Annotated in this window: 20 protein-coding genes; 3 read left to right on the forward strand and 17 right to left on the reverse strand. The window is 36.0% G+C overall.

Annotation, left to right across the window (positions count from 1 at the left end):
* Positions 1–119 precede the first annotated feature (119 nt).
* Both proC and J7I96_RS12660 read left to right on the forward strand, forming a co-directional pair.
* Positions 120–1,019, forward strand: a complete 900-nt coding sequence (proC, locus tag J7I96_RS12655; protein WP_214925701.1) for a pyrroline-5-carboxylate reductase — start codon at positions 120–122, stop codon at positions 1,017–1,019.
* Between the two features lie 88 nt (positions 1,020–1,107).
* Entirely contained in the window at positions 1,108–2,166 is a 1,059-nt protein-coding gene (locus J7I96_RS12660) for a YkvI family membrane protein (RefSeq protein ID WP_214925707.1), read from the forward strand.
* A 132-nt stretch (positions 2,167–2,298) separates the two neighbouring features.
* On the opposite strand, the gene J7I96_RS12665 is transcribed toward J7I96_RS12660, so the two are convergent.
* The 11 genes from J7I96_RS12665 to J7I96_RS12710 all read right to left on the reverse strand — a co-directional run bounded on the left by J7I96_RS12665 (position 2,299) and on the right by J7I96_RS12710 (position 11,433).
* Entirely contained in the window at positions 2,299–3,528 is a 1,230-nt protein-coding gene (locus J7I96_RS12665) for an NAD(P)/FAD-dependent oxidoreductase (protein WP_214925709.1), read from the reverse strand.
* A 421-nt stretch (positions 3,529–3,949) separates the two neighbouring features.
* The gene (locus tag J7I96_RS12670) at positions 3,950–4,942 is read right to left on the reverse strand and encodes an NADP-dependent oxidoreductase (RefSeq protein WP_214925711.1); all 993 of its coding nucleotides are present in this window, start codon (positions 4,940–4,942) and stop codon (positions 3,950–3,952) included.
* A 104-nt stretch (positions 4,943–5,046) separates the two neighbouring features.
* Positions 5,047–6,105, reverse strand: a complete 1,059-nt coding sequence (locus tag J7I96_RS12675) for an alkene reductase (RefSeq protein WP_214925714.1) — start codon at positions 6,103–6,105, stop codon at positions 5,047–5,049.
* 14 nt (positions 6,106–6,119) lie between these two features.
* Positions 6,120–6,968, reverse strand: coding sequence for an alpha/beta fold hydrolase (locus tag J7I96_RS12680; RefSeq protein ID WP_214925717.1), 849 nt, complete (start codon positions 6,966–6,968; stop codon positions 6,120–6,122).
* Between the two features lie 112 nt (positions 6,969–7,080).
* The gene (locus J7I96_RS12685; RefSeq protein WP_057279053.1) at positions 7,081–7,656 is read right to left on the reverse strand and encodes a TetR/AcrR family transcriptional regulator; all 576 of its coding nucleotides are present in this window, start codon (positions 7,654–7,656) and stop codon (positions 7,081–7,083) included.
* A 445-nt stretch (positions 7,657–8,101) separates the two neighbouring features.
* Complete coding sequence (locus tag J7I96_RS12690) at positions 8,102–8,590, reverse strand: GNAT family N-acetyltransferase (protein WP_214925719.1); 489 nt, start codon at positions 8,588–8,590, stop codon at positions 8,102–8,104.
* A 113-nt stretch (positions 8,591–8,703) separates the two neighbouring features.
* On the reverse strand, positions 8,704–9,039 hold the full coding sequence (locus J7I96_RS12695) for a hypothetical protein (RefSeq protein ID WP_214925722.1): 336 nt from the start codon (positions 9,037–9,039) through the stop codon (positions 8,704–8,706).
* Between the two features lie 753 nt (positions 9,040–9,792).
* On the reverse strand, positions 9,793–9,924 hold the full coding sequence (locus J7I96_RS28025; protein WP_251029160.1) for a DUF6254 family protein: 132 nt from the start codon (positions 9,922–9,924) through the stop codon (positions 9,793–9,795).
* A gap of 68 nt (positions 9,925–9,992) precedes the next feature.
* On the reverse strand, positions 9,993–10,175 hold the full coding sequence (locus J7I96_RS12700; protein ID WP_034310968.1) for a hypothetical protein: 183 nt from the start codon (positions 10,173–10,175) through the stop codon (positions 9,993–9,995).
* Between the two features lie 267 nt (positions 10,176–10,442).
* Complete coding sequence (gene paiA, locus J7I96_RS12705; protein ID WP_214925725.1) at positions 10,443–10,955, reverse strand: spermidine/spermine N(1)-acetyltransferase; 513 nt, start codon at positions 10,953–10,955, stop codon at positions 10,443–10,445.
* 25 nt (positions 10,956–10,980) lie between these two features.
* Positions 10,981–11,433 (reverse strand): MarR family winged helix-turn-helix transcriptional regulator, encoded by a 453-nt coding sequence (locus J7I96_RS12710; RefSeq protein ID WP_214925728.1) that lies wholly within the window; start codon positions 11,431–11,433, stop codon positions 10,981–10,983.
* A 106-nt stretch (positions 11,434–11,539) separates the two neighbouring features.
* Between J7I96_RS12710 and J7I96_RS12715 the strand changes: the two genes are divergently transcribed.
* Complete coding sequence (locus J7I96_RS12715; protein WP_214925729.1) at positions 11,540–12,187, forward strand: YczE/YyaS/YitT family protein; 648 nt, start codon at positions 11,540–11,542, stop codon at positions 12,185–12,187.
* Positions 12,188–12,267: 80 nt separating this feature from the next.
* Here the strand turns inward: J7I96_RS12715 and J7I96_RS12720 are convergent, their stop codons facing one another.
* The 6 genes from J7I96_RS12720 to J7I96_RS12745 form a co-directional block, all read right to left on the reverse strand.
* Positions 12,268–12,663: a DUF6262 family protein gene (locus tag J7I96_RS12720; protein ID WP_214925730.1), complete on the reverse strand. Its 396-nt coding sequence runs from the start codon at positions 12,661–12,663 to the stop codon at positions 12,268–12,270.
* Positions 12,656–14,788 carry a tyrosine-type recombinase/integrase gene (locus J7I96_RS12725; protein ID WP_214925731.1) on the reverse strand — a complete coding sequence of 711 codons (2,133 nt, stop codon included), beginning with the start codon at positions 14,786–14,788 and terminating at the stop codon, positions 12,656–12,658. Before J7I96_RS12725 ends, J7I96_RS12720 begins: the two co-directional genes overlap by 8 nt.
* A gap of 33 nt (positions 14,789–14,821) precedes the next feature.
* The gene (locus J7I96_RS12730; RefSeq protein WP_214925736.1) at positions 14,822–16,000 is read right to left on the reverse strand and encodes a tyrosine-type recombinase/integrase; all 1,179 of its coding nucleotides are present in this window, start codon (positions 15,998–16,000) and stop codon (positions 14,822–14,824) included.
* Between the two features lie 731 nt (positions 16,001–16,731).
* Positions 16,732–18,372: a spore germination protein gene (locus J7I96_RS12735; protein WP_214925737.1), complete on the reverse strand. Its 1,641-nt coding sequence runs from the start codon at positions 18,370–18,372 to the stop codon at positions 16,732–16,734.
* Positions 18,373–18,795: 423 nt separating this feature from the next.
* Complete coding sequence (locus tag J7I96_RS12740; protein ID WP_214925742.1) at positions 18,796–19,248, reverse strand: hypothetical protein; 453 nt, start codon at positions 19,246–19,248, stop codon at positions 18,796–18,798.
* Between the two features lie 60 nt (positions 19,249–19,308).
* Positions 19,309–19,983 carry a VOC family protein gene (locus J7I96_RS12745; protein ID WP_214925745.1) on the reverse strand — a complete coding sequence of 225 codons (675 nt, stop codon included), beginning with the start codon at positions 19,981–19,983 and terminating at the stop codon, positions 19,309–19,311.
* Positions 19,984–19,997 lie beyond the last annotated feature (14 nt).

Below are 19,997 nucleotides of genomic sequence, written 5' to 3' on the forward strand. Positions count from 1 at the left end.
TCTCGGCCTTTTCCTTGTGAATGTCCTCTCTTCCCTTGAATCTAAATCTGAGCATGTTACGATAACAAGGTTAAAAAATACGAACGGAATTACGAACAATGAACTTTTAGGAGGGCATAATGTTGAGAGATAAAACTGTTGCATTTTTAGGGTCCGGTTCGATGGCAGAGTCAATGATTTCAGGAATTGTGCAGATTGGGAGCATACCGGCAGAGAGAATTTATGTGACAAATCGCAGCAATCAATTACGACTCGAGGAAATGAATCATGTGTATGGAGTTCATGCGGTCCATCAGGATGCATTGCCATATGAAGAAGTCGATTTCTTCATTTTGGCAATGAAGCCCCAGGGAGCTGCAGCTGCTCTTGATGCACTCAAAGATAAAATAAGAGTGGATCAAGTTGTGATTTCTGTTTTAGCGGGCATTTCCACTGAATTCATGGAAAATCACCTACAGCTTGGACAGCAGGTTGTGCGGTTGATGCCGAATACGTCGAGCATGATCCGGGAGTCGGCAACTGCCTTATGTCCGGGAAGACATGCAGCGATGGACAATGTGCTAGCAGTGAAAGAACTGTTAGGCTGTATGGGAAAAGTGTTCTTAATTGAAGAAGAGCATATGGATATTTTTACAGGAATCGCAGGAAGCGGACCTGCTTACTTCTATTATTTAATGGAGCATATGGAACACGCTGGCGTTAAAAAGGGTATGGATGAAGCGATGGTCCGTGAGATTGTCGCCCAAACGATTTTAGGTGCAGCCAAGATGATTATGGTGAACGACGAGACACCGGCAAGTCTCAGAGAGAAAGTCACTTCACCAAATGGAACGACGGCATCCGGACTTGATGCGTTACGGAAAAATAATGGCGGCAGAGCCATTTCACAGGCGATTCATCATGCAGCGAAACGTTCGAAAGAACTGAATGATGAGATGGCAGTAGCGTACGGGAAATCGACTAATCCCCCGAGAGTAATGGGGAACTTCAGTACCATAAAAGGACGGTGTCTAAGTTAATCATCTTCCGAAAAGATGTGGTTATCAAATAACAATCCTATCAAATAGTTAAGAAAAAAATATAAACGTAAGAAAAACGGAGGACAACATGAAGAGAATCCTTAAGATCGCTAGCGCTTTTATCGGAATTCTGATCGGAGCAGGGTTCGCCTCAGGACAAGAAACCATGCTTTATTTTGTAAGCTTCGGGAACTTGGGCACAATTGGAGCTATCATTTCAGTCGCTATTTTTGCATACCTTGGAATGATTCTGATGAAGCTTGGCAGTCGTACACAAACAGATTCGCATCAGGAAGTAATTTATAAGATTTGTGGTCGCTTTCTCGGCTGTATCATTGATTATGTTCTGAACGCCATCCTATTTGGTATAGGAATTGTCATGATTGCGGGGTCAGGCTCGATCTTTGATCAGCAATTCGGATTACCTTCCTTTATAGGAACCATTCTCATGACTGTTCTTGTTATGATAACAGTTATGCTGAAAGTTGACCGTGTGATTAAGGTAATTGCATCCGTCACACCATTTCTGATTCTTGTCGTACTTATTCTATTCATTTATAGTATGTTTACAATGAATTCATCGTTTACGTCACTTGAACCACATGCGCTGGAACAAAATTCGGCTGCGGGACATTGGCTTATATCTGCAATAAACTATATTTCAATAACTATTGCAATGGGGACTTCCATGACACTTGTTATGGGTGGAAATGAACCTGATGAAAGGATATCATCCATTGGAGGGCTTACAGGAGGGATCGCTTTAGGTCTACTCCTTATAATTAGTCACCTCACTATTTTCTCAAATATTAATACTGTATCGGGCTTGGATATGCCAATGCTGGGAATCGCCAACAGTGTTTCACCTCTCTTAGGTATTCTGTACTCTCTCGTTCTGTTCGCCATGATTTTCAATACGGCAGTCAGCATGTTCTACTCATTTGGAACACGCTTTTCAGATCCGCAGACCACAAAATTTAAAGTAATCGTCATTTCATCACTGTTGATAGGATTTATAGCAAGCTTCTTTGGCTTCACTAAACTTGTTTCCTCGCTCTATCCAATCTTTGGCTATATGGGAATGGTCCTTATTACCGTTCTCATCATTACTCCATTCCGAATGAGTCGATTAACGAAAGAAAATTAAATGGAGGATTGTTTAACGAACCTTTCTACTATTGTGTAGAAAGGTTTTTTTGAGGAAATTCTGGTATTACCTCTCCACCTATTTGTCATATTATTTTTGTACTTGAATCACTTAATTTCTAAAAAATCATTGCTAGAACGACTGCATAATTCGTGCGATTTCTTTTTCTAAAACAACGGGCTCGTTTGCGTAATTGTAAATCCCTAAAAACTTCTCAATAGCCTCTGGATGGGAACTGATTAGCTTGTTGACAGCATCCTGTTGTTCAGATATGCGTTCATTCTTCGAAATTTGGCATCCCATGTGAAACCGAACCATAAACTCATCTTCTATTGCCTTTTGATATTCTTCAGACATTTGATTTGATTGATTGGATTGTCCCTTATACTTTAATAGAATATTGGATAATAAACGTGCTCCACATATAGCATCATGGATACCCTGTGCCATGCCAGGATCTTTAAAACAAACTGCATCCCCAACCAACGCCCATCCTTTTCCCATTCCTTTATACCAGTAATTATCATATCCTAGAATGCCTTTGACCGGTTCTACTAGGTCTGCATTTTTCAAGCGTGCCCCAATTGTTGTATTCGGAAAGTTATCTGTTAAGAAATTGCGTAGACAGCTTTCCGGATTTAATTTCAACCGTTTTATCAATTCCTTATTTTCTAATGGGAAAATGCCGACAATAACATATAAATCATCATTCGTCGGAAAGAGAATGGCTGTGTTATCTTTTATCTTATATACTTCAAATTTAGGGATACTATCGTGGCGAAATCCAGAGAAATACCCGAAATAGATTCCGACTGTTGCCGGAATACTTATTTTGAGTTCACTTTTTACCAGCTTGCGAATAATAGAAGAACGGCCGTCTGCTCCGACTACCAGGCGAGCTAAAAATTCTTGTTTCTCGTTGTTGCCGCCTAAACCTTTCACGCCTATTACTGTTTCGTCATCACGAATGACATCCGTCACACGAAATCCTTCTAAAACGGTTACATTCATTTGAGATTTTGCTTTTTCAAGTAGGATATGATCGAGATAAGTTCTTCTAATACAATAACAACTGTCCTCTCCGTAAACCTCGGGGATGAGACCTTCTATCACGGTATCCTCAAATTGAAATTTAATATCCCGTACCGGTGGTGCTTTTGTTTCCAATAACTTGTCCAGGACACCTATTTCTCGAAGAAGAGCGACAGTATTATTGAAAAAGGTATGGGTTGATAATGTGTCCCTTGGAAAAGTCGATCGGTCCACTAACAACACATGGAAACCTGACTTAGCAAGATAGATTGCCAGGGTAGAGCCGGCACATCTAGCACCGGTAATGATGACATCATACTTCTTATTCATCGTATCACTCCATTTTTAAGTACAATTATTAACTTGCTTATTCTTTAGCAGACTTCTAAAGTTAATGCTCCTATGAATTAAAGTAATGAGGGAAATTGATAAGAATATACTACATACATAAATTATGGAAGTTAAAACCAAATAAGTAAAGAGAATTCCAACTTGAAAAGTCGATCTCCTCTACGTTAAGGAATCGACTTTTTTTACTTCTTCTTATAGAACTCCCTCAGTTAATTAAATATTTCTTACGATTGCTCGCTTATTCTTTTTTCTTCTTATCCCTCTCACTAGAGAATCAAAAGGAAAGTAGTGAAATTATTGCATGTCTTATTCAACCTGCCCCGTTAGTTCTATTAGGAACCTCGATAAGTTAAAAAAATAAACCTTTCTACCTAAGGAAAGGTTTGTTAGATAAGACTGGTTATTTTAATTTAAGTATTATTTTTCCTTTTGCTCTTCCCGTCTCTGCATACTCCAATGCTTTTTGGGCATCTTCGAAAAGAAAAATTTTATCAAGTGTAGGCTTAATTACTTCTGACTCTAACATTTCTGTTAAAATTTTTAACTGCTCTCCACTATGCTTAATAAAAAGAAACGTGTATTGGACATTATGTTTTTTTTCTAGCTTCGTAAGCTTATAACTTGCAATGGAAAATAAGGTTTTTTTTAATGAACTAAATCCGTTTTCTTTAGCAAAGCGACCATTCGGGATTCCAGATATAGAAACAATCTTTCCTCCTTTTTTTAATGTTACAAATGATTTCTCTAATGTCGCCCCCCCAATGGTATCAAGAACTGCGTTGTAGTCACGAATCGAATGTTCGAACTTTTCTTTCTTGTAATTAATAACTTCGTCAGCGCCAAGAGATTTCACTAAATCAGTACCATCACTAGCTGTAGTTGCGACAAAAGCACCCATATGTTTTGCAAGTTGGATAGCAAATGTTCCTACTCCCCCTGAACCTGCATGTATTAATATTTTATGTCCTTTTTCAATTTCCAGAATATCATGTAAAGCTTGGTAGGATGTCAATCCGACTAGAGGGATGGAGGCGGCTTCTTCAAAACTTAAATTTTTAGGTTTTAATGCAATATCTTCTTGGTTAACAGAGAGATATTCAGTAAAAGTTCCCATTTTATTTGCTCTAGGCCGACCATATACCTCATCACCGATTTTAAACTTCGTGACACTAGTACCTACTTCAACAATTTTTCCAGAAAAATCGTTTCCTAAAATTAAAGGCATCTTGTATTTCAATAATAATTTTAATTCACCCTTACGAACTTTTGTATCAAGAGGATTTATACTTGCCGCATATATCTCAACTAAGACCTCGTCATTATTTATTTTGGGCATAGGGAAGTCTAAAAAGTTTGGATTTTTACCGTAGTTTTCAATTGCTAAAGCTTTCATTACAATCCTCCACTTTTTTATTTAACGCACTTGTATCTTTTCATAACGAACCCTAAGAAAAAAGATTATGAATATCCCTGGATGGGATATTCATATTAAATAAATTATTTTAAGAAAGGATAATCTGAATAACCTTCTTTTCCCCCTGCATAGAGCGTGTTTTTATCAGGTTCGTTTAGGGGAGCACCTGATTGAATCCGTTCTGCAAAGTCTGGATTAGCTAGTACCCAAGTTCCAACTGTGACAACATCAGCAAAATTATTATCTACATCAGACGAAAGTTGATCTAGAGGACGGCCTGGACGGTTAACAAGAAGCGATTGATCCCAAAGTTGACGCATATCTTTTAGGAATTGCTCGTTTCCGAAGTGCATTAAATGCAGATATGCAAGGTTAAGCTTATTTAATTCACTTATTAAATAGCTATACATCTCAAGGCTATTTTCCCCCTCATCAATGCCTTGCAGTGTTCCTTGAGGAGAAAAACGGATGCCTGTTCTTTCTGCTCCTATTTCATCAACAACAGCTTTAGCTACTTCAATAGCGAATCTAGAACGCCCCTCAATCGTACCACCGTATGCATCTTGACGATGATTGGAGTTTTCACTAAGGAATTGTTGGATCAGATAACCATTCGCTCCGTGAATTTCAACTCCGTCTGCACCAGCTTCAATTGCCGAACGTGCTGCTATACGAAACTCATTGATAACACCTTTTATCTCAAGCTCACTCAATTCTCTTGGTGCTGGAATTTCTTTCATTCCTTCTGCCGTGAATATTTCTACACCAGGTGCAATAGCTGACGGTGCAACTGCTTGGCGGTGGTGAGGTGTGTTATCAGGGTGTGATACACGTCCCACATGCATAAGCTGAACAAAAATATGACCGCCTTCACCATGAACTTTAGAAGTTACTTTTTTCCACCCTTTAATATGATTTTCTGTATAAATTCCAGGTGTATTAGTGTAACCTTGCCCATCATCTGAAGGTTGGGTTCCTTCACTTATAATTAAACCGACTGAAGCACGCTGACCATAGTACTCTGCTATTAAATCGCTCGGTGTACCATCTGGTAAAGCTCTGTTTCTAGTCATCGGAGCCATTCCTATACGATTTTTCAAGTCAATGTTTCCGATACGAACTGCTTCAAATAATCTGCTCATATGAATACTCCTTTTTAATAAGAATTAGAATCAAGGAATGAATTTACGTGTTCTGCAAATAGTTCTGGAAATTGAAACAGGTGCCCGTGACCAGAATCAGGATATATGATCAGCTGTGCTTTGGGTAATTTCTCTGTTAAGATATAACTGTTTTTAGTCGGTACCATCACATCATTAACACCATTAGTAACAAGTACAGGGTGTTTGATGTTTTGTAACCATTCATAATCATGATTGGATTTTTGTTTAGCCCATTTTGCAATGGCTTGTAATTGTGCCTCTTTTACTTGTTCTGAACTGTTTACTAATTTCTGATTAAAAATTCTTTGTAGTGAAGCCATTCCTGCAGATTTACTTGTTTCGGTTTGTCCGTAGAAAAAGAACATAAAATCCTTTATTCCATCTTCTTCCGTTCCTCCGTGACGATTCATTCTTTCCAAAATTTCTGGATTTGGATTAATACCAGATTCAGGCGAAGTACCTGCCAAAATAATTTTTCTTACTAAATCTCCCTCTTGTAAAGCTAGCTCTTGTGCAACCATGCCACCAATGGAAAAACCAAGAATGTCAACTTGTTCTAATCCAAGAGTTTTTATAAATGTTGCTGTATCTTTTGCCATATCAGCAATTGTAGTAGGCGTTAGTCCATCGGTCTCACCAACCCCTTTATTGTCAAACAAGATTACTGGGCGTGTATTTGCAATAGGTTCAAGCATGTTTGGATCCCAGTTTTCCATCGTTCCTCTAAAGTGAACAAGAAATACTACTGGTATACCTTCTTGTGTACCAAATTTTCTATATGCGTAACGAGTTCCATCTGCTTCAATAAATTCTGATTCTGTTGGTATTTTAAAGTTAGTCATTATTGTGTTCCTCCTTAGAAATTAAAAAACGGTTTTATAAGCATTCATTATGATGGTTTGTTTCATGTTCGTTTTTAGAATGAACGTTCTAAAAAGGGTAAAAAAAAGAAAGCTAGTCCAACACTGAAAGTGCTAGAGTGATGATGCCTTCTAATTCTTTTTTATTGTAATTAGTTTTTATTAGTACTCTTATACCTACCAAATTGTTGTGTAAGAAACGAGATGTGTTATCAGAATCGATTTCTTTTGATAGCTCTCCACTAGTCTGGCCCCGTTTTATAAGGTTATTAAACATATCTTCAGTACGGTTAAACATTTTTGTGACTATGCGTCCAATTTCTTTGTCCAGCAAAGATAATTCTATGGCTGCATTTACTGATAGACAACCTTTTGGGTATTGTTCAATGGAATTCAGTACGAAAATAAAAACATCACGTATTGTCTGTTTAATGGATGAAGTGCTACTAATTATCCTTTCCATCTCATTGACGATGAGCTCTTCATAGTGATTAAGGGAAGCTAAAAACAATGAACGCTTGTCACCAAATGTATCATATATACTCCTGCGGTGTATTCCCATATGATCCACCAAATCTTGCATGGATGTTTTTTCATAACCCTGTTCCCAGAAAAGCTCCATTGCTTTTCTTAATACTGCTTTTTCGTCAAACTCTTTACTTCTAGCCATTTTATTTCTCCTTTAAAAAATCCATGAACCAATACTAACAAAAACAAACGTCATAATCCATTATAGAATGAACGTTCTAAAATAAACACAAGAATTTCAAACCATGATTAAATAATACCCTTTTTAGAACGATTAGTAAAGAATTATAACTATCCAATAATCCCCAACACATTTGCTGCATACCACAATGTTATCCTTTAACTTTCACCTAGGGGTACCGCCAAGCATTTCTTTATCCGTTTAGTTTCTTCAGGATTGTTTTCTTCCACTGTACAATTAATGGATCAAACTCTTTCACATGCACTCATACCAAATAAACAAGAAACAGCAATTAGAAAAAACATCTGAGCCCTTACTCAACCAAACTGCCCCGATAGTTGCCATAAGAAAAAGCTGCCTTAAAGACAGCTCCGATCTTCAGCTAACGTACCCGTTGTTTATCTGTTTAGATTTGAAAGGATTGAACGAGACATTCTTCATTATCGACAATTTTCTTTTTTTCTTCAAAATCTATACTTAGCTCACTGAAAATCCTTCTCCAAAATTTAACAGCAGGGATATTACTGGCTAATTGAACAACAAAGTAACTACCTTTTTTTTGTTTAAACATTTCCTTTAATAATGCAATAGCAGTACCTTTTCTTCTATATTTTTTCAAAATGAAAATATCATTAATGCTGTAATCATAGTCCTTATTTAAAAATGGCCTTTCTAACAGTAATACAAACCCTGCAATTTTCTTATCTTTTTTCAAAAAGTATGGGGTTACTCCTTCCTCCTTCCAAATTAATTCAAATGAATCAAATTCAAATGAACCATCTGTTGATATGTCTAAACCCTCGGTAAACTCCGAGAGGTCATGTAAATAAAGGGAATATAAATTCTGAAGAATATGCTTATCATCTTTGGAAACGGGGTTGAATGAAACAGTCATTGTTATCCCTCTTTTACCATTAATTTACTCTTAATTCATTAATTTCTACATAAAGTTCCATTTGTCCTTCATGAACTCCCCATCCCTGATAGTTGCATTAAGAAAAAGCTGCCTTAATTTGCATACATTCTTGACATTGTCGAAGGTAAAAATTTAATTCTATATTTCCCTTCAAGTTCTTTCTTAATTTTTCCCGTTAAATTTAATCCTTGTTTATTGTGTTCTTCTTCGAGTTCAATCCCATTAGGAAGCAATTTATCATCATCCCAATCAATCCATTCACCATACCTTTTTGCCCATTCAACCAATTCATTTGTTAACGTATTTGAAATCGGGATGTCCTCTATATCCAAGTTACAACCACATTGATTGCACCATATAGGGTCCGCCCCAACATCCCCTTCAACTTTCAACTCATATGTTTCTTTTTGTTCACAAAAACATTCCATATTATTTTCTGGCTCCTCTTCTATACGCCTTTTTATTATAGTTACATGACTTTTTGTTAAAGTAACCTGTCCTGTTCAATAAAAAAAAGCGATTGTTAGAATCGCTGAGCTTGTAGACAAATATCATCCGAGAAATTGAGGGAAGCTCATGACTTTCCCCTTATCCCTTTTCGTTCATGTAAAATTTCTTGAATGATTTCAATATGAACAAACGACCATGATCTTTCATGAAAGTGAAGAAACACACTTATGGAAAGAATGGAAATATATATTATACTGAAGACGACCCAAAGCAAACTCCCATCTTTAAAAAGGAAATCTTGCAATTGATTTGAAAACAAAAGAAAAAGCCAAGGCCCAGAAGATATTATAATAGGAATGATCCCCGATCCGTTTTTCTCTTTTATCATACAATAATAAACTTTTTTTAACGTATCACTATCAAGCGAACTATAAAAATTTTGTATTTCTTCCACTTCAATCAGTTTCTTCATCCCATTGAAAGATCGGTCTTTGTATGAGGCTTTTTTTAATTGAAGATAAATTTTATGAGCATCTCCCCGTAATGAAAACATATATCTGATCTTTTCCCCCTTCCAAAAAACTCCTTTCTAAAAGGTTTTGTAATAAGCCGTATTTTTATGTAGTCTTTGTCTTTTACAGTATGTACTTAAGGGGATCACAAAGCATGTATATAAAAAGACCATAATCATCGATGATTATGGCCTTCCAGGTAACGGAAAGAGAACCGTTTTACTTAGGTTTAGATTCATTTTTTCCTGTATCTTCAGCTAATTGTTCAAATGAATGCACCTTACCATGTGGATTCTGAGATTGTTTACGATCTTTCCATTGGCGTTCTTGTTGTCGCTTAGATTGAGTCATCTAAATAAGCTCCTTTACATAAAGTTAAGTAAAAAGTTTGAAGCACGATAAGCGTACTCGAGCCGGCATCAATGCATGCCTTTCCACTCACCTTGATTTTTAGATGCTTTTTCTTTTTTTGCTTTATTTTTATGTGCTTGATTGGCATTTGCACTGCCGAATTCTTTAGAGAATTCAGAATCAGTTTTGCTTGAATCAAACCCTTGTTTGTTTTTTTGATCTGCATCATTTTTCTTTGTTCGTTTTGCCATGTATACCCCTCCTTCTTATCTTTAGTATGAGATCTGAAAGAAGAAATATACTCCGAATAAAACCGGCTGTAGCATGAATCCGTCATGTAATTCGGGTAAATAATAAAGTGAATAATGAGTTCCAATTCGTATTTAACCGTTCGTGCAGTACCATCCCAAATTATTGAATCTGAAGGTTAATAAAAGTGGGCTTTAATCTCTTTTCCATCAGTTCTGCCATTTGTTTGAATTTGGATTCACTTCATTATTTATTCCTTTCAAAATAAGTTATATGAGTGTTTTGGTCATTATAAAGTCCGTTTGTTCTTCATCACCCATATAAAAAGAATGGGCTCCAGTTTGAACAAACCCAATTTTCTTATAAAAACCAATGGCATTTTCATTTTTTTCCCATACGCCCAGCCAGATTTTCCTTTTATTACGTTCCATCGCCATGTCCATTGCTTTATTTAGCAGATATTTACCTAGCCCATGTTTTTGAAATTTGTTCTTTATATAAATCCGCTCGACTTCAAGTGAATCAGCACCCATTTCTTCAGTCTGAGCATCATTGGTATTGACCTTTAAATATCCAGCGACTTCATTATTAAAATAAACAAAAAAGAATTGCGAAGAAATATTGGATAATTCTTTTTCTATTTGGTTTAAGTTAAATGCCCTTTCCAAATAGGCACTCATATTTTCGGGCGAATTCTGATGCTTAAATGTCTCATCAAATGTTTCATAACTAATCTCTTGAAGAATGCGTGAATCGTCTAGGGTACACTTTTTAATATACATTAATTTATGCCGCTCCTTTATATAATCAATAATTTCTCTTGTTTCCCTTTTTTACAAATTCCCAGTCTTTCTCTACATTTTTTCTTACTCTTTGAAGAAGATCGGAAATGGTTTCTACTTCTCTTTCCGAAAGTCCCTCTAATGCAACGGTATTGGAATAATCATTTTCTCTTTTTATAAAAGGATAAATACTTTTTCCTTTCTCCGTTGGAAGGAGCTTTTTAATTTTTTTGTTGTGTTTATCTTCTTTCTTTTCAATAAAGCCATGGATTTCAAGTTTTTTTATAGCACGAGCTGCTGTTGTTCGATCTACTTTTATCATCTCAGCTAACTTTTCCTGAATGATTCCTGGATTTTCACATATTCGCACAAGGTACAAATACTGCCCTTTTGTAAGGTCATGTTCTTTAAATTCGATATTGCTTATGGAATCCAATGCCCTTGCTATCATTCCAATTTCACGAAGAATTTCCTTCATAATGAACTCCTTAACACATATTTTTGTTGCAAATGCAATAAAAATGACCTATATTAAATTTAACGTAATTTTGTTACGTTTGCAACAAAAAAAAGGAGGCGGTATAGTGAAATATGTTTTTTATGTATTAGGAATTTTAATATTAACCCTTGGTATTTCTTTCACTATACAATCAGATCTTGGGACTTCACCTTTTGATGCACTTTTGGTGGGACTATCCATAAATGCGGGGCTTACTGTGGGAAGTTGGGAAATCATAATAGCTTTGATCTTGATATGTTTTAATTCATTTTTAAAAAGGCAAAGGCCAGAAGTTTTGGGTTTGTTAACAGCATTTATAACGGGTATCGCGATTGATATGTGGCTTTTTTTATTGCACAATTTGATAACACCTGAACTATGGTACAGCAAAGTCATTTGTTTTGGAATCGGCTTGGTTGTTATAGGATTAGGAACGGCAACATATTTACACACAAATTTTGCACCGATTCCAGTTGACCGATTAACATTAATCATACAAGAATTAACGAAAACGAATATCTTTTTTTCGAGAACAGCCATTTACCTCGCATTCTTGATAATGGCACTGATATCAAATGGACCGATCGGGGTTGGAACTTTATTAACCGTTTGTTTAGGGGGGCTGATACTCAATTACTTTATGCCATTGACTGAAAAAGTATTAGACAGCATATTAACAGACTCTGGTACATCGCCGAATTATGAAAAAGATAAAAAACATTCAAAAATTTAAATTTAGGTAATGCACTTCAAAGACAATAAAATCAAAGGCACAAACATATTATACATGTACAATATGTTTGTGCCTTTTTATTATAATTTGTTAAAATAATCGGTAAGCTTTTCGCTTTCTTTTTCGCGCAATCGTTTATTTTCGTTTTCCAACTGTTTATTCTTTTGCTCTAACTTTTCAATCCTTCTTTTGAGAGAAGCGATTACTGCGTTTTGATTGTTTTCGTCTCGTTTAATTCTAGAGTCTACAAACCCTTTTTCTTGTTGATTTCGTAAGAAATTAATGCGTGCTTTAAGCTCTGTATGATTGTATAGGGTGGCTTTACTTATTCCAGCCTCTTCTGCTACACTATTAAAATTAATTGCCTTAGAACTCTTCGTAAGGCGTTTAATGGCTGCTTCCACTTTTTCTATTGTTTTACGCTTACGCTCGGCATGTAACTGCCTTATTTGCTCTTCGCGGTCAAAATTAGCCACGGCTACCACCTTTCCTTTTCTTACCTTCTAATTGTCTCTTCATACGGTCAAAACGCCCAAAAATGACATTTCCATTCTTGATTGTCTCGTATATATTTTGGTATCTCTCTAAATTCTTTTCATTTGCTTTTACCATATCTTCTCGACCATATTCTTTTGATGCTTTAATCCATTTGGTCGTTGTATCAATAAGGAGTTCGTACTTCTTTGCATCAAAGCTAGTCATACCAACGGCTAGGTCAAAACAAGGTTTCCCATCATTAGCTGTAAGACAAGGAGGTTCTGCTGCTAATGGGCAATTGCCATTCACTCTTGCACGACAAGTCCCGTAAGGGTTGTCCAGTGCATTTAATTTCTCATCTTTCCACATCATCTCTAAAATGTCTTCAGGAATATCTTCAGATTCTGCTACTTGATGCATTTCTCCATTTAGGTCAAAAGAGAATACACCTTGTTTAACAACCTTCTCAAACTCCTTGCGTTTCGTATCATCTAATAAACGGGCATATCTCATCGTCATTTCAGGGGATGCATGAGCTAATAATTCCTGTACGGTTAAAATATCGGCTCCGCCATTTAGCATCTTGACCGCATAGGTGTGTCTAAATTGATGTGCTTTGAAGTGAAAGACATTGCCGATTTCGTCTTTAATGTTCTTTTTAATTGCCAAATCGTTAAGTTGTTTTTGCACCCAATGCTGTGAAAAAGGTTTCCCCTTACGGGAACCACTGTATCGGACGAAAATATATTTTTCAGGGTTGTTATCATCATTGCTGGATTCCTTGGATTTATGGATTAAAACGGCTAGAATATCAGCTAGTTGGTCATCAATCGGTATTTTATGCCCTTTTACATATGTTTTTTCAATATCTGTTTGGATGGAGTATTTACCATTTAATCGAATCAAAGAATCGTGTGTCAATCCCAATGTATCACTTATACGCATCCCGCATTTGAAAGAAACCCATACGATTGGCTGTATATCAGGATGAAGGTCATTAAGGTTCTCAAATAATTGTTCCAACACATAATCAGGGATATAATCAATGTCATCATCTGATTTCTTATCAACCGTTGGGTAATCCTCAGAATATAGGAGTTTGGAACTTGATTTCTCAGGTGCTATGATGTATTCAAAACGTTGAGTATCTTGTAAAAAAGTGTAAACACGAGTTACATTATCCAAAACATGTTGTTTTGGATTACTACCTTTTCTTACTATGTTTTTTGCATGTCGATGAAGATGTTCCAAATATTTTTCAATATGATTTCTAGTAAGACCCTTTAAATCATTCCAATCGGGTTCAAATTTTGAAATGAAATTTAGAAACAGTGGGACTACCTTAAGATAATTTAACGCTGTTGACCAAGAGAAATTCTTCCCACCTAGTAATCTAGTTTTTATATATTTCTTAAAATAGTTTCTAAATACAACATTTTCTATCTTTGTAAAATTAAGATGATAGTCTGTTCTCGAAAGATTATAAATTAATCCATACTTTTCATTCAAAACTCTTACATCCCATCTATCTTTTTCCCATTCTATGCGAGTGTCTGTTAGATTGAATAACTTTTCATAAACTTGACGAAAGAAGTTTGCTGTATTTGTTTTGTTTTCGTACTCACCGTACTTGAGATTTATAAATTTAGTGATAGTTTTGACACCTGTATCATTTAACCACCAAATCCAATCCTTTTCAGCTCGCTCAATATCCAAATCAAGGAGAGAGTGGAGGCGAGGGTGCTTTTTATCTAAAAATTGAATTAGTTTATTTGATTTTGGTGCATATGCAGTAAACAGTGAAGCCAAACTCACTTCATCGCTGAACAATTTATGATAGAACACAAATTTCAATTCTAAGGCAAGTGAATGATTCTCCGTTTGGAACTTTATATTTTGATTTGTTCCTTTGTATTTCATGTATTGTTCTTGAAAGTTTGGGATTTGACCAATATTATCTATATTCCAAACATCATTGACGAAAAAGTAATCATCATTCACAAGCCGCTTTGTTACTGTCCCGTCATCGGCTATATCTTTAACCTCGTAAGAGGAGAGAGTGGAAGTAATCAAATCCCAATATTCACTTTGCTGTGGCAACTTATTTTTTATGTTTTCTTCCAAGGAATTTCCTCCTAAAATTACTATTCGTTTGAATTAAAAAGGGACCACTTTATCAGGGACACCTGATTCAAAGTTTTCCTTTTCATTTGTTTTGCTTTTTCCAATTTCAAAAGCAGAAGTTGCTTTTTCCCAATCCTTTCGGATATCATCTTCTGAAGGGTGGACATACAGGTTAATCGTCGTTTGTATTTGGGAATGTCCTAAACGCTCTTGAACCATCTTAATGTTTTTGGTTTCAAGATAATACATGGTTCCATGAGTGTGTCTGAACATGTGTGGAGTAATATGTATTCCAGTCTTCTTCTCTAACTCTTTGAAAGTGGCATACACATCAGAGTAAGTCAGTGGTGCTCCAGGATTCTCCCCCCAAATCTTCACAAATACGAAGTTATGGTCTGGATTGTAATCATCAAGAACTTCATATAAATAATCATCATACAAGTCCATTGAACCTTGTGACACATCCAACTTCCGTTCACCTGTCTTCAATTTTCCACCGTTAGGTAATTCACCCCTATCGGTTAATTGGATTTTGTGCTTCCTTTGTTTGGCATCGAAATGAAAGTCTTCAAGAAATAAAGAGAGAACCTCTCCAATACGCAAGCCGCTTTCGAAAAGTAATCGTACAAGAAATTTATCTCGGATGTTTGTAGTAGCGTGATAGATTGTATCAACCTGTTCTTTGGTAAAAATCTTCACTTTTTGCTTGGGCTCGTCTAATTTAAGAACATTCTTGGAGTATGGCTTGTCCCCGTTCACATGATGCAAAAAGCCCTTATATCCATTGCCACCAGCACCAACGAACATTTTTTTCATCAGCCTATCAACAATATCTGAATCTATTAAATCGCTTCGATACAGATAGTCGTAGAAGTTCGTAACTGCACTAATATAGCTATTTACCGTTCTCTCCGTTCGTTTAGCTTTTGTTTTTTTATGAGGAACGACTCTATTACTCTCATATGGATTTCTAAGCCAAGCAACAAAATTGGAAAGCAATTCAAAGTTTACTTGTTCAAATGACTTATTTATTTGTTCTAAATAAGTAAAGTAATATTTTAGTGCCGTGCAATAGGTCTGCAAGGTGTTACTGCTCTTCTCTGTGTTATAGAGGTGTTTCATGTATTTAGCAACTGCTTCAACAGGCACTCCTTCTGAATCCAAGAGAAGGTATGCAGTTTTATTGCCAATAGGTATTTTTTCAACTCTCATTCGTCCATCTCCTAGTCATTTTATTCTTAATAGCATCTCTACTTATCGTGTTTACCGTTATCATTATTTCTCTAAGGTCCTCGAACTATCGTTCTGCGGAGTGCTGTCCTCGCACCGAGGCTATGTCCTCCAACAACAAAATTAAAGCTCTTGATTATAATTCCATATTAAACTATTTATACCTTTTTTTTAACCATCGTTTATTTAATTAATTATGGAAATAAAAAAGGATAATTAGTCAACAGAATGGACTAACTATCCTATAATTCATTACCTTAATTTAACATATAGAATGATTTTTACCTTTATTGTTCATAACCTCCCCCGTAATTTCCAGTTCCATAAGAAAGAAAAAAGCTGTCTTAAAGACAGCTATCTTCAGATAACTAACAGTCAAAGCAATACGGGCAGATACTATTCCTTTACATCATCACCGCGTTTATCAATATATTGGCTCAACTGTTTTCTCCCCAATAAACGAGTTAAAATTAATAAAACAATAATAGAAGCAGTAGCACGTAGAATCATTTAAAAAAAGTCAATTTCAGGCACCTGCATTCCCTCACCTTCCATAAAATTTTCGGCTTTTAGTTTTTAAGTTTTAATATGAATGTCCTATCTCACATTAATTCATTAAGGCTTATGTAGAGTTGACACGATCTGTGAAGGACAACAACCCGAATCCAATGAGGATTACGGGCAGAATCATTAAGAACAGAACTATCTATTTTTTATGATTCATTGCCGTCACCTTTTTTCATGTTAAAAGTCTTGATTCCACGTGATGTAGGAGGCAGCGGCCTTTGATTATTGCCTTCCCTTTTTATATTATGAGTGGAGCTTATAAATTTGGGTCTGTCTTTAAACGCCCATATTGGTCTCCTGAAGAATGTATCTCCTAGTCCTTCCGGGTTAAGTGGAGCAAGTGGTGACATATAAGGAACTCCGAATGAACGTAGGCTACATAAATGAACTATGACGACAAAAAGGATTAGAATCACACCATATAAACCCATTATGCCTGCGCAAATGATAAATACGAAACGCAGCAAGCGAGCCGATATTGTAATGGCATAGGAAGGGGTCGCAAAACTTGCAATGGCGGTGATCGATACGATGATGACCATTGCCGGCGATACAATGCCAGCCTCAACGGCAGTCTGCCCAATTACAAGAGCACCAACAATGGACATAGTTGAACCAATCGCTTTGGGCATCCGTATGCTTGCCTCTCGTAAGAGTTCGAATATAACTTCCATGATGAATGTTTCGATAACTGCCGGAAAAGGGACCGTTTCCCGTTGTGCTGCAATAATGACGAGCAACTTTGTCGGAATTATTTCCTGATGAAACGTTGTAGCTGCCACATAAAGAGACGGGGTAATTAGCGCTATTAAAAAAATTAAAATACGTAAAACACGTATAGATGAGGCTATATCAAAGCGGGCAAAGTAGTCCTCGATAGATTGAAAGAACTGAATAAATAACGCAGGCACAAGCAAAACAAAAGGTGTTCCGTTTACAAAAATGGCTACTCTTCCCTCAAGGAGATTGCCAGCGACCTTATCAGGTCTTTCTGTATAATCAATAGTGGGGAATGGGGTCATGACCTGGTCTTCTATCAATTGTTCTATATATCCGGATTCAAGAATGCTATCAATATTTATTCCTTTTAAGCGCTTTTTAACCTCCTCGACGATTCCTTCTTTGACAATTCCATTTATATACATGATGGAAACATCCGTCTTTGTCACCGTCCCAATTTTCATCGACTCTATCCATAAATCCGGACTTTTAATGATGCGGCGTACCAAGGCTATATTTATTGCATTCGACCCCGTAAATGCTTCTCTTGATCCGCGGACCACTGAATTTGTGCTAGGTTCCTGAACGGAACGCCTTTCTCCCCCTTTTGTACTTGCAACCAATGCCATGTTTATTCCGTCAACAAAAATGATGCTATCACCTGATAATAATGACAAAAATAACTTTTCCCATTCTGTGATGGTTTCTACACCGCCAAGTGAAACCACATCCTCAGAGATCACCTCCAGCACTTCATGTGGAAGCAGCTTTTCTTTTAATTGAGGATTTTCCATGATGGATTCAATCAAAAAGTCTGTAACGCTTTGACTGTCTATCAGACCCTGCACATACAAAATAATCACTTTAATCTCAGGATTTTGACTCGTCTTCAACGTTCGGAAAATGATATCTGGGCTATTTCCCGTTTTTTCTTTCACGATATCCAGATTGGCCTTTATATAGCTGTCAATATATTGGGGTATTTTACTTTTAGAATGACCTTTTTCGTCCGTTTCTTGCTTATCAGGTTTTTCCCTTTGTCCTTTTTGTTTGAAAAAAGAAACCATAGCACCAACCCTCGTTCTTTCCTTTTTCGTTAATCTGTCCAAAAATTGTTCTTTAGTCTAATTTAAAGAAAGTATAACCACACGTGGTAAATGAAATTTCATCCATACGATAGCTCCATAAAAAGCATTTAGTATTCTTAATTTATTTTTTGATTTTTTGTAGGGGCAGCTCTCTACGTTATATTTTTTAATAATATGCTCCTACAATTGTTGGTTATACAAGAATCAAACTTATAATAAACTGCGCTTGTTGTACTAAGCTGCAAAAAACTACAGATGGCAGCCGGATCTCCATAAGAAAAAGCTGCCTTTTAGACAGCTCCACCTTCAGCTAACGGCCCCGTTAGTTTAGTACTATTCTTCACAAACTACCAGCTGGTTCATTAAGCTGAAATAACAACTGTTGACGAATTTGTTGTATGGTCAATGCTTTTGGTTCTCTTTATTAGATAGGTATTCCGCTACATCTTTTGGAACTTTAAAATACAAATCCAGTATCTTGGTTCTAAGTTCGATATAAGGGCTATCTTTATATGTAATAATTGCAGCGAATTGTTTAAGTCCCTTTTCATCTGTATTTGGCTCTCCAAGTTTGACTGTATCTTCTTGGTACATCTTATAAATATACTCCTTAGTTGAAGTTGAAGGAGTATCTACAATACGCCATTTATTAATTTCAAGTGTATTAACAAATTCATTAACTTCATCTTGATTGTCTATAACGCTTAAAACCAATTCTGGATTTTCTTCTGACGATACTTCTATCTTTTGGGATTTATCAAGTCCAGGGTCTTCTTTCAGATCTTTTGTTTCATTGCTACACCCGAATATAAATACAGAAACAAATATAAGTAACATACAAACTTTTTTCATCATTGCCTTTCCCCCTCAAAGAATCAAAACCATACTCACTAAATCAAGAAAATTTTAACTCTCTCAATATATCTGAAATTCATTATCGGAATTGATGATTATTTTATTGTTATTTTTTAATGTAATCTCAACAGGAAATATGGCAGATGTTTTATCGGAAAATATCCACCTTCTACCAGGTTGGGCTAATATAATAAATACCCCATTCCTTCTTTCACCCATGAAATTAAGGGATTTTTTACTTATGGTATGATTATCACGCTCGTACACACCAATTTCCTTTAATTTTTCGCTCACACTTATAGTGTCTTCAACAATTAAACCTATTTCACTTATGTTTAAAATGCTTTTAACCGAAAAAGACTCCATACTATCTTCAGCAATTCCATATCTTGAAATAAATTCTACTATATTACCAGAAGGATCATAGAAATAAAGAGCATGGGCAGGTAAATGTGCAAAATCAGCTTCATCTTCCCCATCTTCTACAAGTAAACTCACTCTTTCTTTTGCCCATGATTTTGCCTCATTAAATTTGTTAGCCGGTATGTTAAAAGCAAAGTGATAATAGGGGTCACCTTTTACTTCTTTTGTTGTAAACTCCATTTCACCTGTACCAATACCCATTCGGAAGCTATTCTTATCTTCATTAATTAAAGAAAAACCTAACGTTCCAATATAGAAATTTTTCATTTGCATTAAATCTTTAGTCTGTAAAACAATCGAGTTAATTTCCATTGATAATAACACCT

Origin of the sequence: Bacillus sp. ISL-78 (assembly GCF_018613455.1) — a bacterium.
GTDB classification, from domain to species: domain Bacteria; phylum Bacillota; class Bacilli; order Bacillales; family DSM-1321; genus Peribacillus; species Peribacillus frigoritolerans.

Excerpts from the sequence above, each read along its gene's own strand:
- proC (WP_214925701.1), top strand. The coding sequence starts at position 120 with ATGTTGAGAGATAAAACTGTTGCATTTTTAGGGTCCGGTTCGATGGCA.
- J7I96_RS12660 (WP_214925707.1), top strand. The coding sequence starts at position 1,108 with ATGAAGAGAATCCTTAAGATCGCTAGCGCTTTTATCGGAATTCTGATC.
- J7I96_RS12665 (WP_214925709.1), bottom strand. The coding sequence starts at position 3,528 with ATGAATAAGAAGTATGATGTCATCATTACCGGTGCTAGATGTGCCGGC.
- J7I96_RS12670 (WP_214925711.1), bottom strand. The coding sequence starts at position 4,942 with ATGAAAGCTTTAGCAATTGAAAACTACGGTAAAAATCCAAACTTTTTA.
- J7I96_RS12675 (WP_214925714.1), bottom strand. The coding sequence starts at position 6,105 with ATGAGCAGATTATTTGAAGCAGTTCGTATCGGAAACATTGACTTGAAA.
- J7I96_RS12680 (WP_214925717.1), bottom strand. The coding sequence starts at position 6,968 with ATGACTAACTTTAAAATACCAACAGAATCAGAATTTATTGAAGCAGAT.
- J7I96_RS12685 (WP_057279053.1), bottom strand. The coding sequence starts at position 7,656 with ATGGCTAGAAGTAAAGAGTTTGACGAAAAAGCAGTATTAAGAAAAGCA.
- J7I96_RS12690 (WP_214925719.1), bottom strand. The coding sequence starts at position 8,590 with ATGACTGTTTCATTCAACCCCGTTTCCAAAGATGATAAGCATATTCTT.
- J7I96_RS12695 (WP_214925722.1), bottom strand. The coding sequence starts at position 9,039 with ATGGAATGTTTTTGTGAACAAAAAGAAACATATGAGTTGAAAGTTGAA.
- J7I96_RS28025 (WP_251029160.1), bottom strand. The coding sequence starts at position 9,924 with ATGACTCAATCTAAGCGACAACAAGAACGCCAATGGAAAGATCGTAAA.
- J7I96_RS12700 (WP_034310968.1), bottom strand. The coding sequence starts at position 10,175 with ATGGCAAAACGAACAAAGAAAAATGATGCAGATCAAAAAAACAAACAA.
- paiA (WP_214925725.1), bottom strand. The coding sequence starts at position 10,955 with ATGTATATTAAAAAGTGTACCCTAGACGATTCACGCATTCTTCAAGAG.
- J7I96_RS12710 (WP_214925728.1), bottom strand. The coding sequence starts at position 11,433 with ATGAAGGAAATTCTTCGTGAAATTGGAATGATAGCAAGGGCATTGGAT.
- J7I96_RS12730 (WP_214925736.1), bottom strand. The coding sequence starts at position 16,000 with ATGAGAGTTGAAAAAATACCTATTGGCAATAAAACTGCATACCTTCTC.
- J7I96_RS12735 (WP_214925737.1), bottom strand. The coding sequence starts at position 18,372 with ATGGTTTCTTTTTTCAAACAAAAAGGACAAAGGGAAAAACCTGATAAG.
- J7I96_RS12740 (WP_214925742.1), bottom strand. The coding sequence starts at position 19,248 with ATGATGAAAAAAGTTTGTATGTTACTTATATTTGTTTCTGTATTTATA.
- J7I96_RS12745 (WP_214925745.1), bottom strand. The coding sequence starts at position 19,983 with ATGGAAATTAACTCGATTGTTTTACAGACTAAAGATTTAATGCAAATG.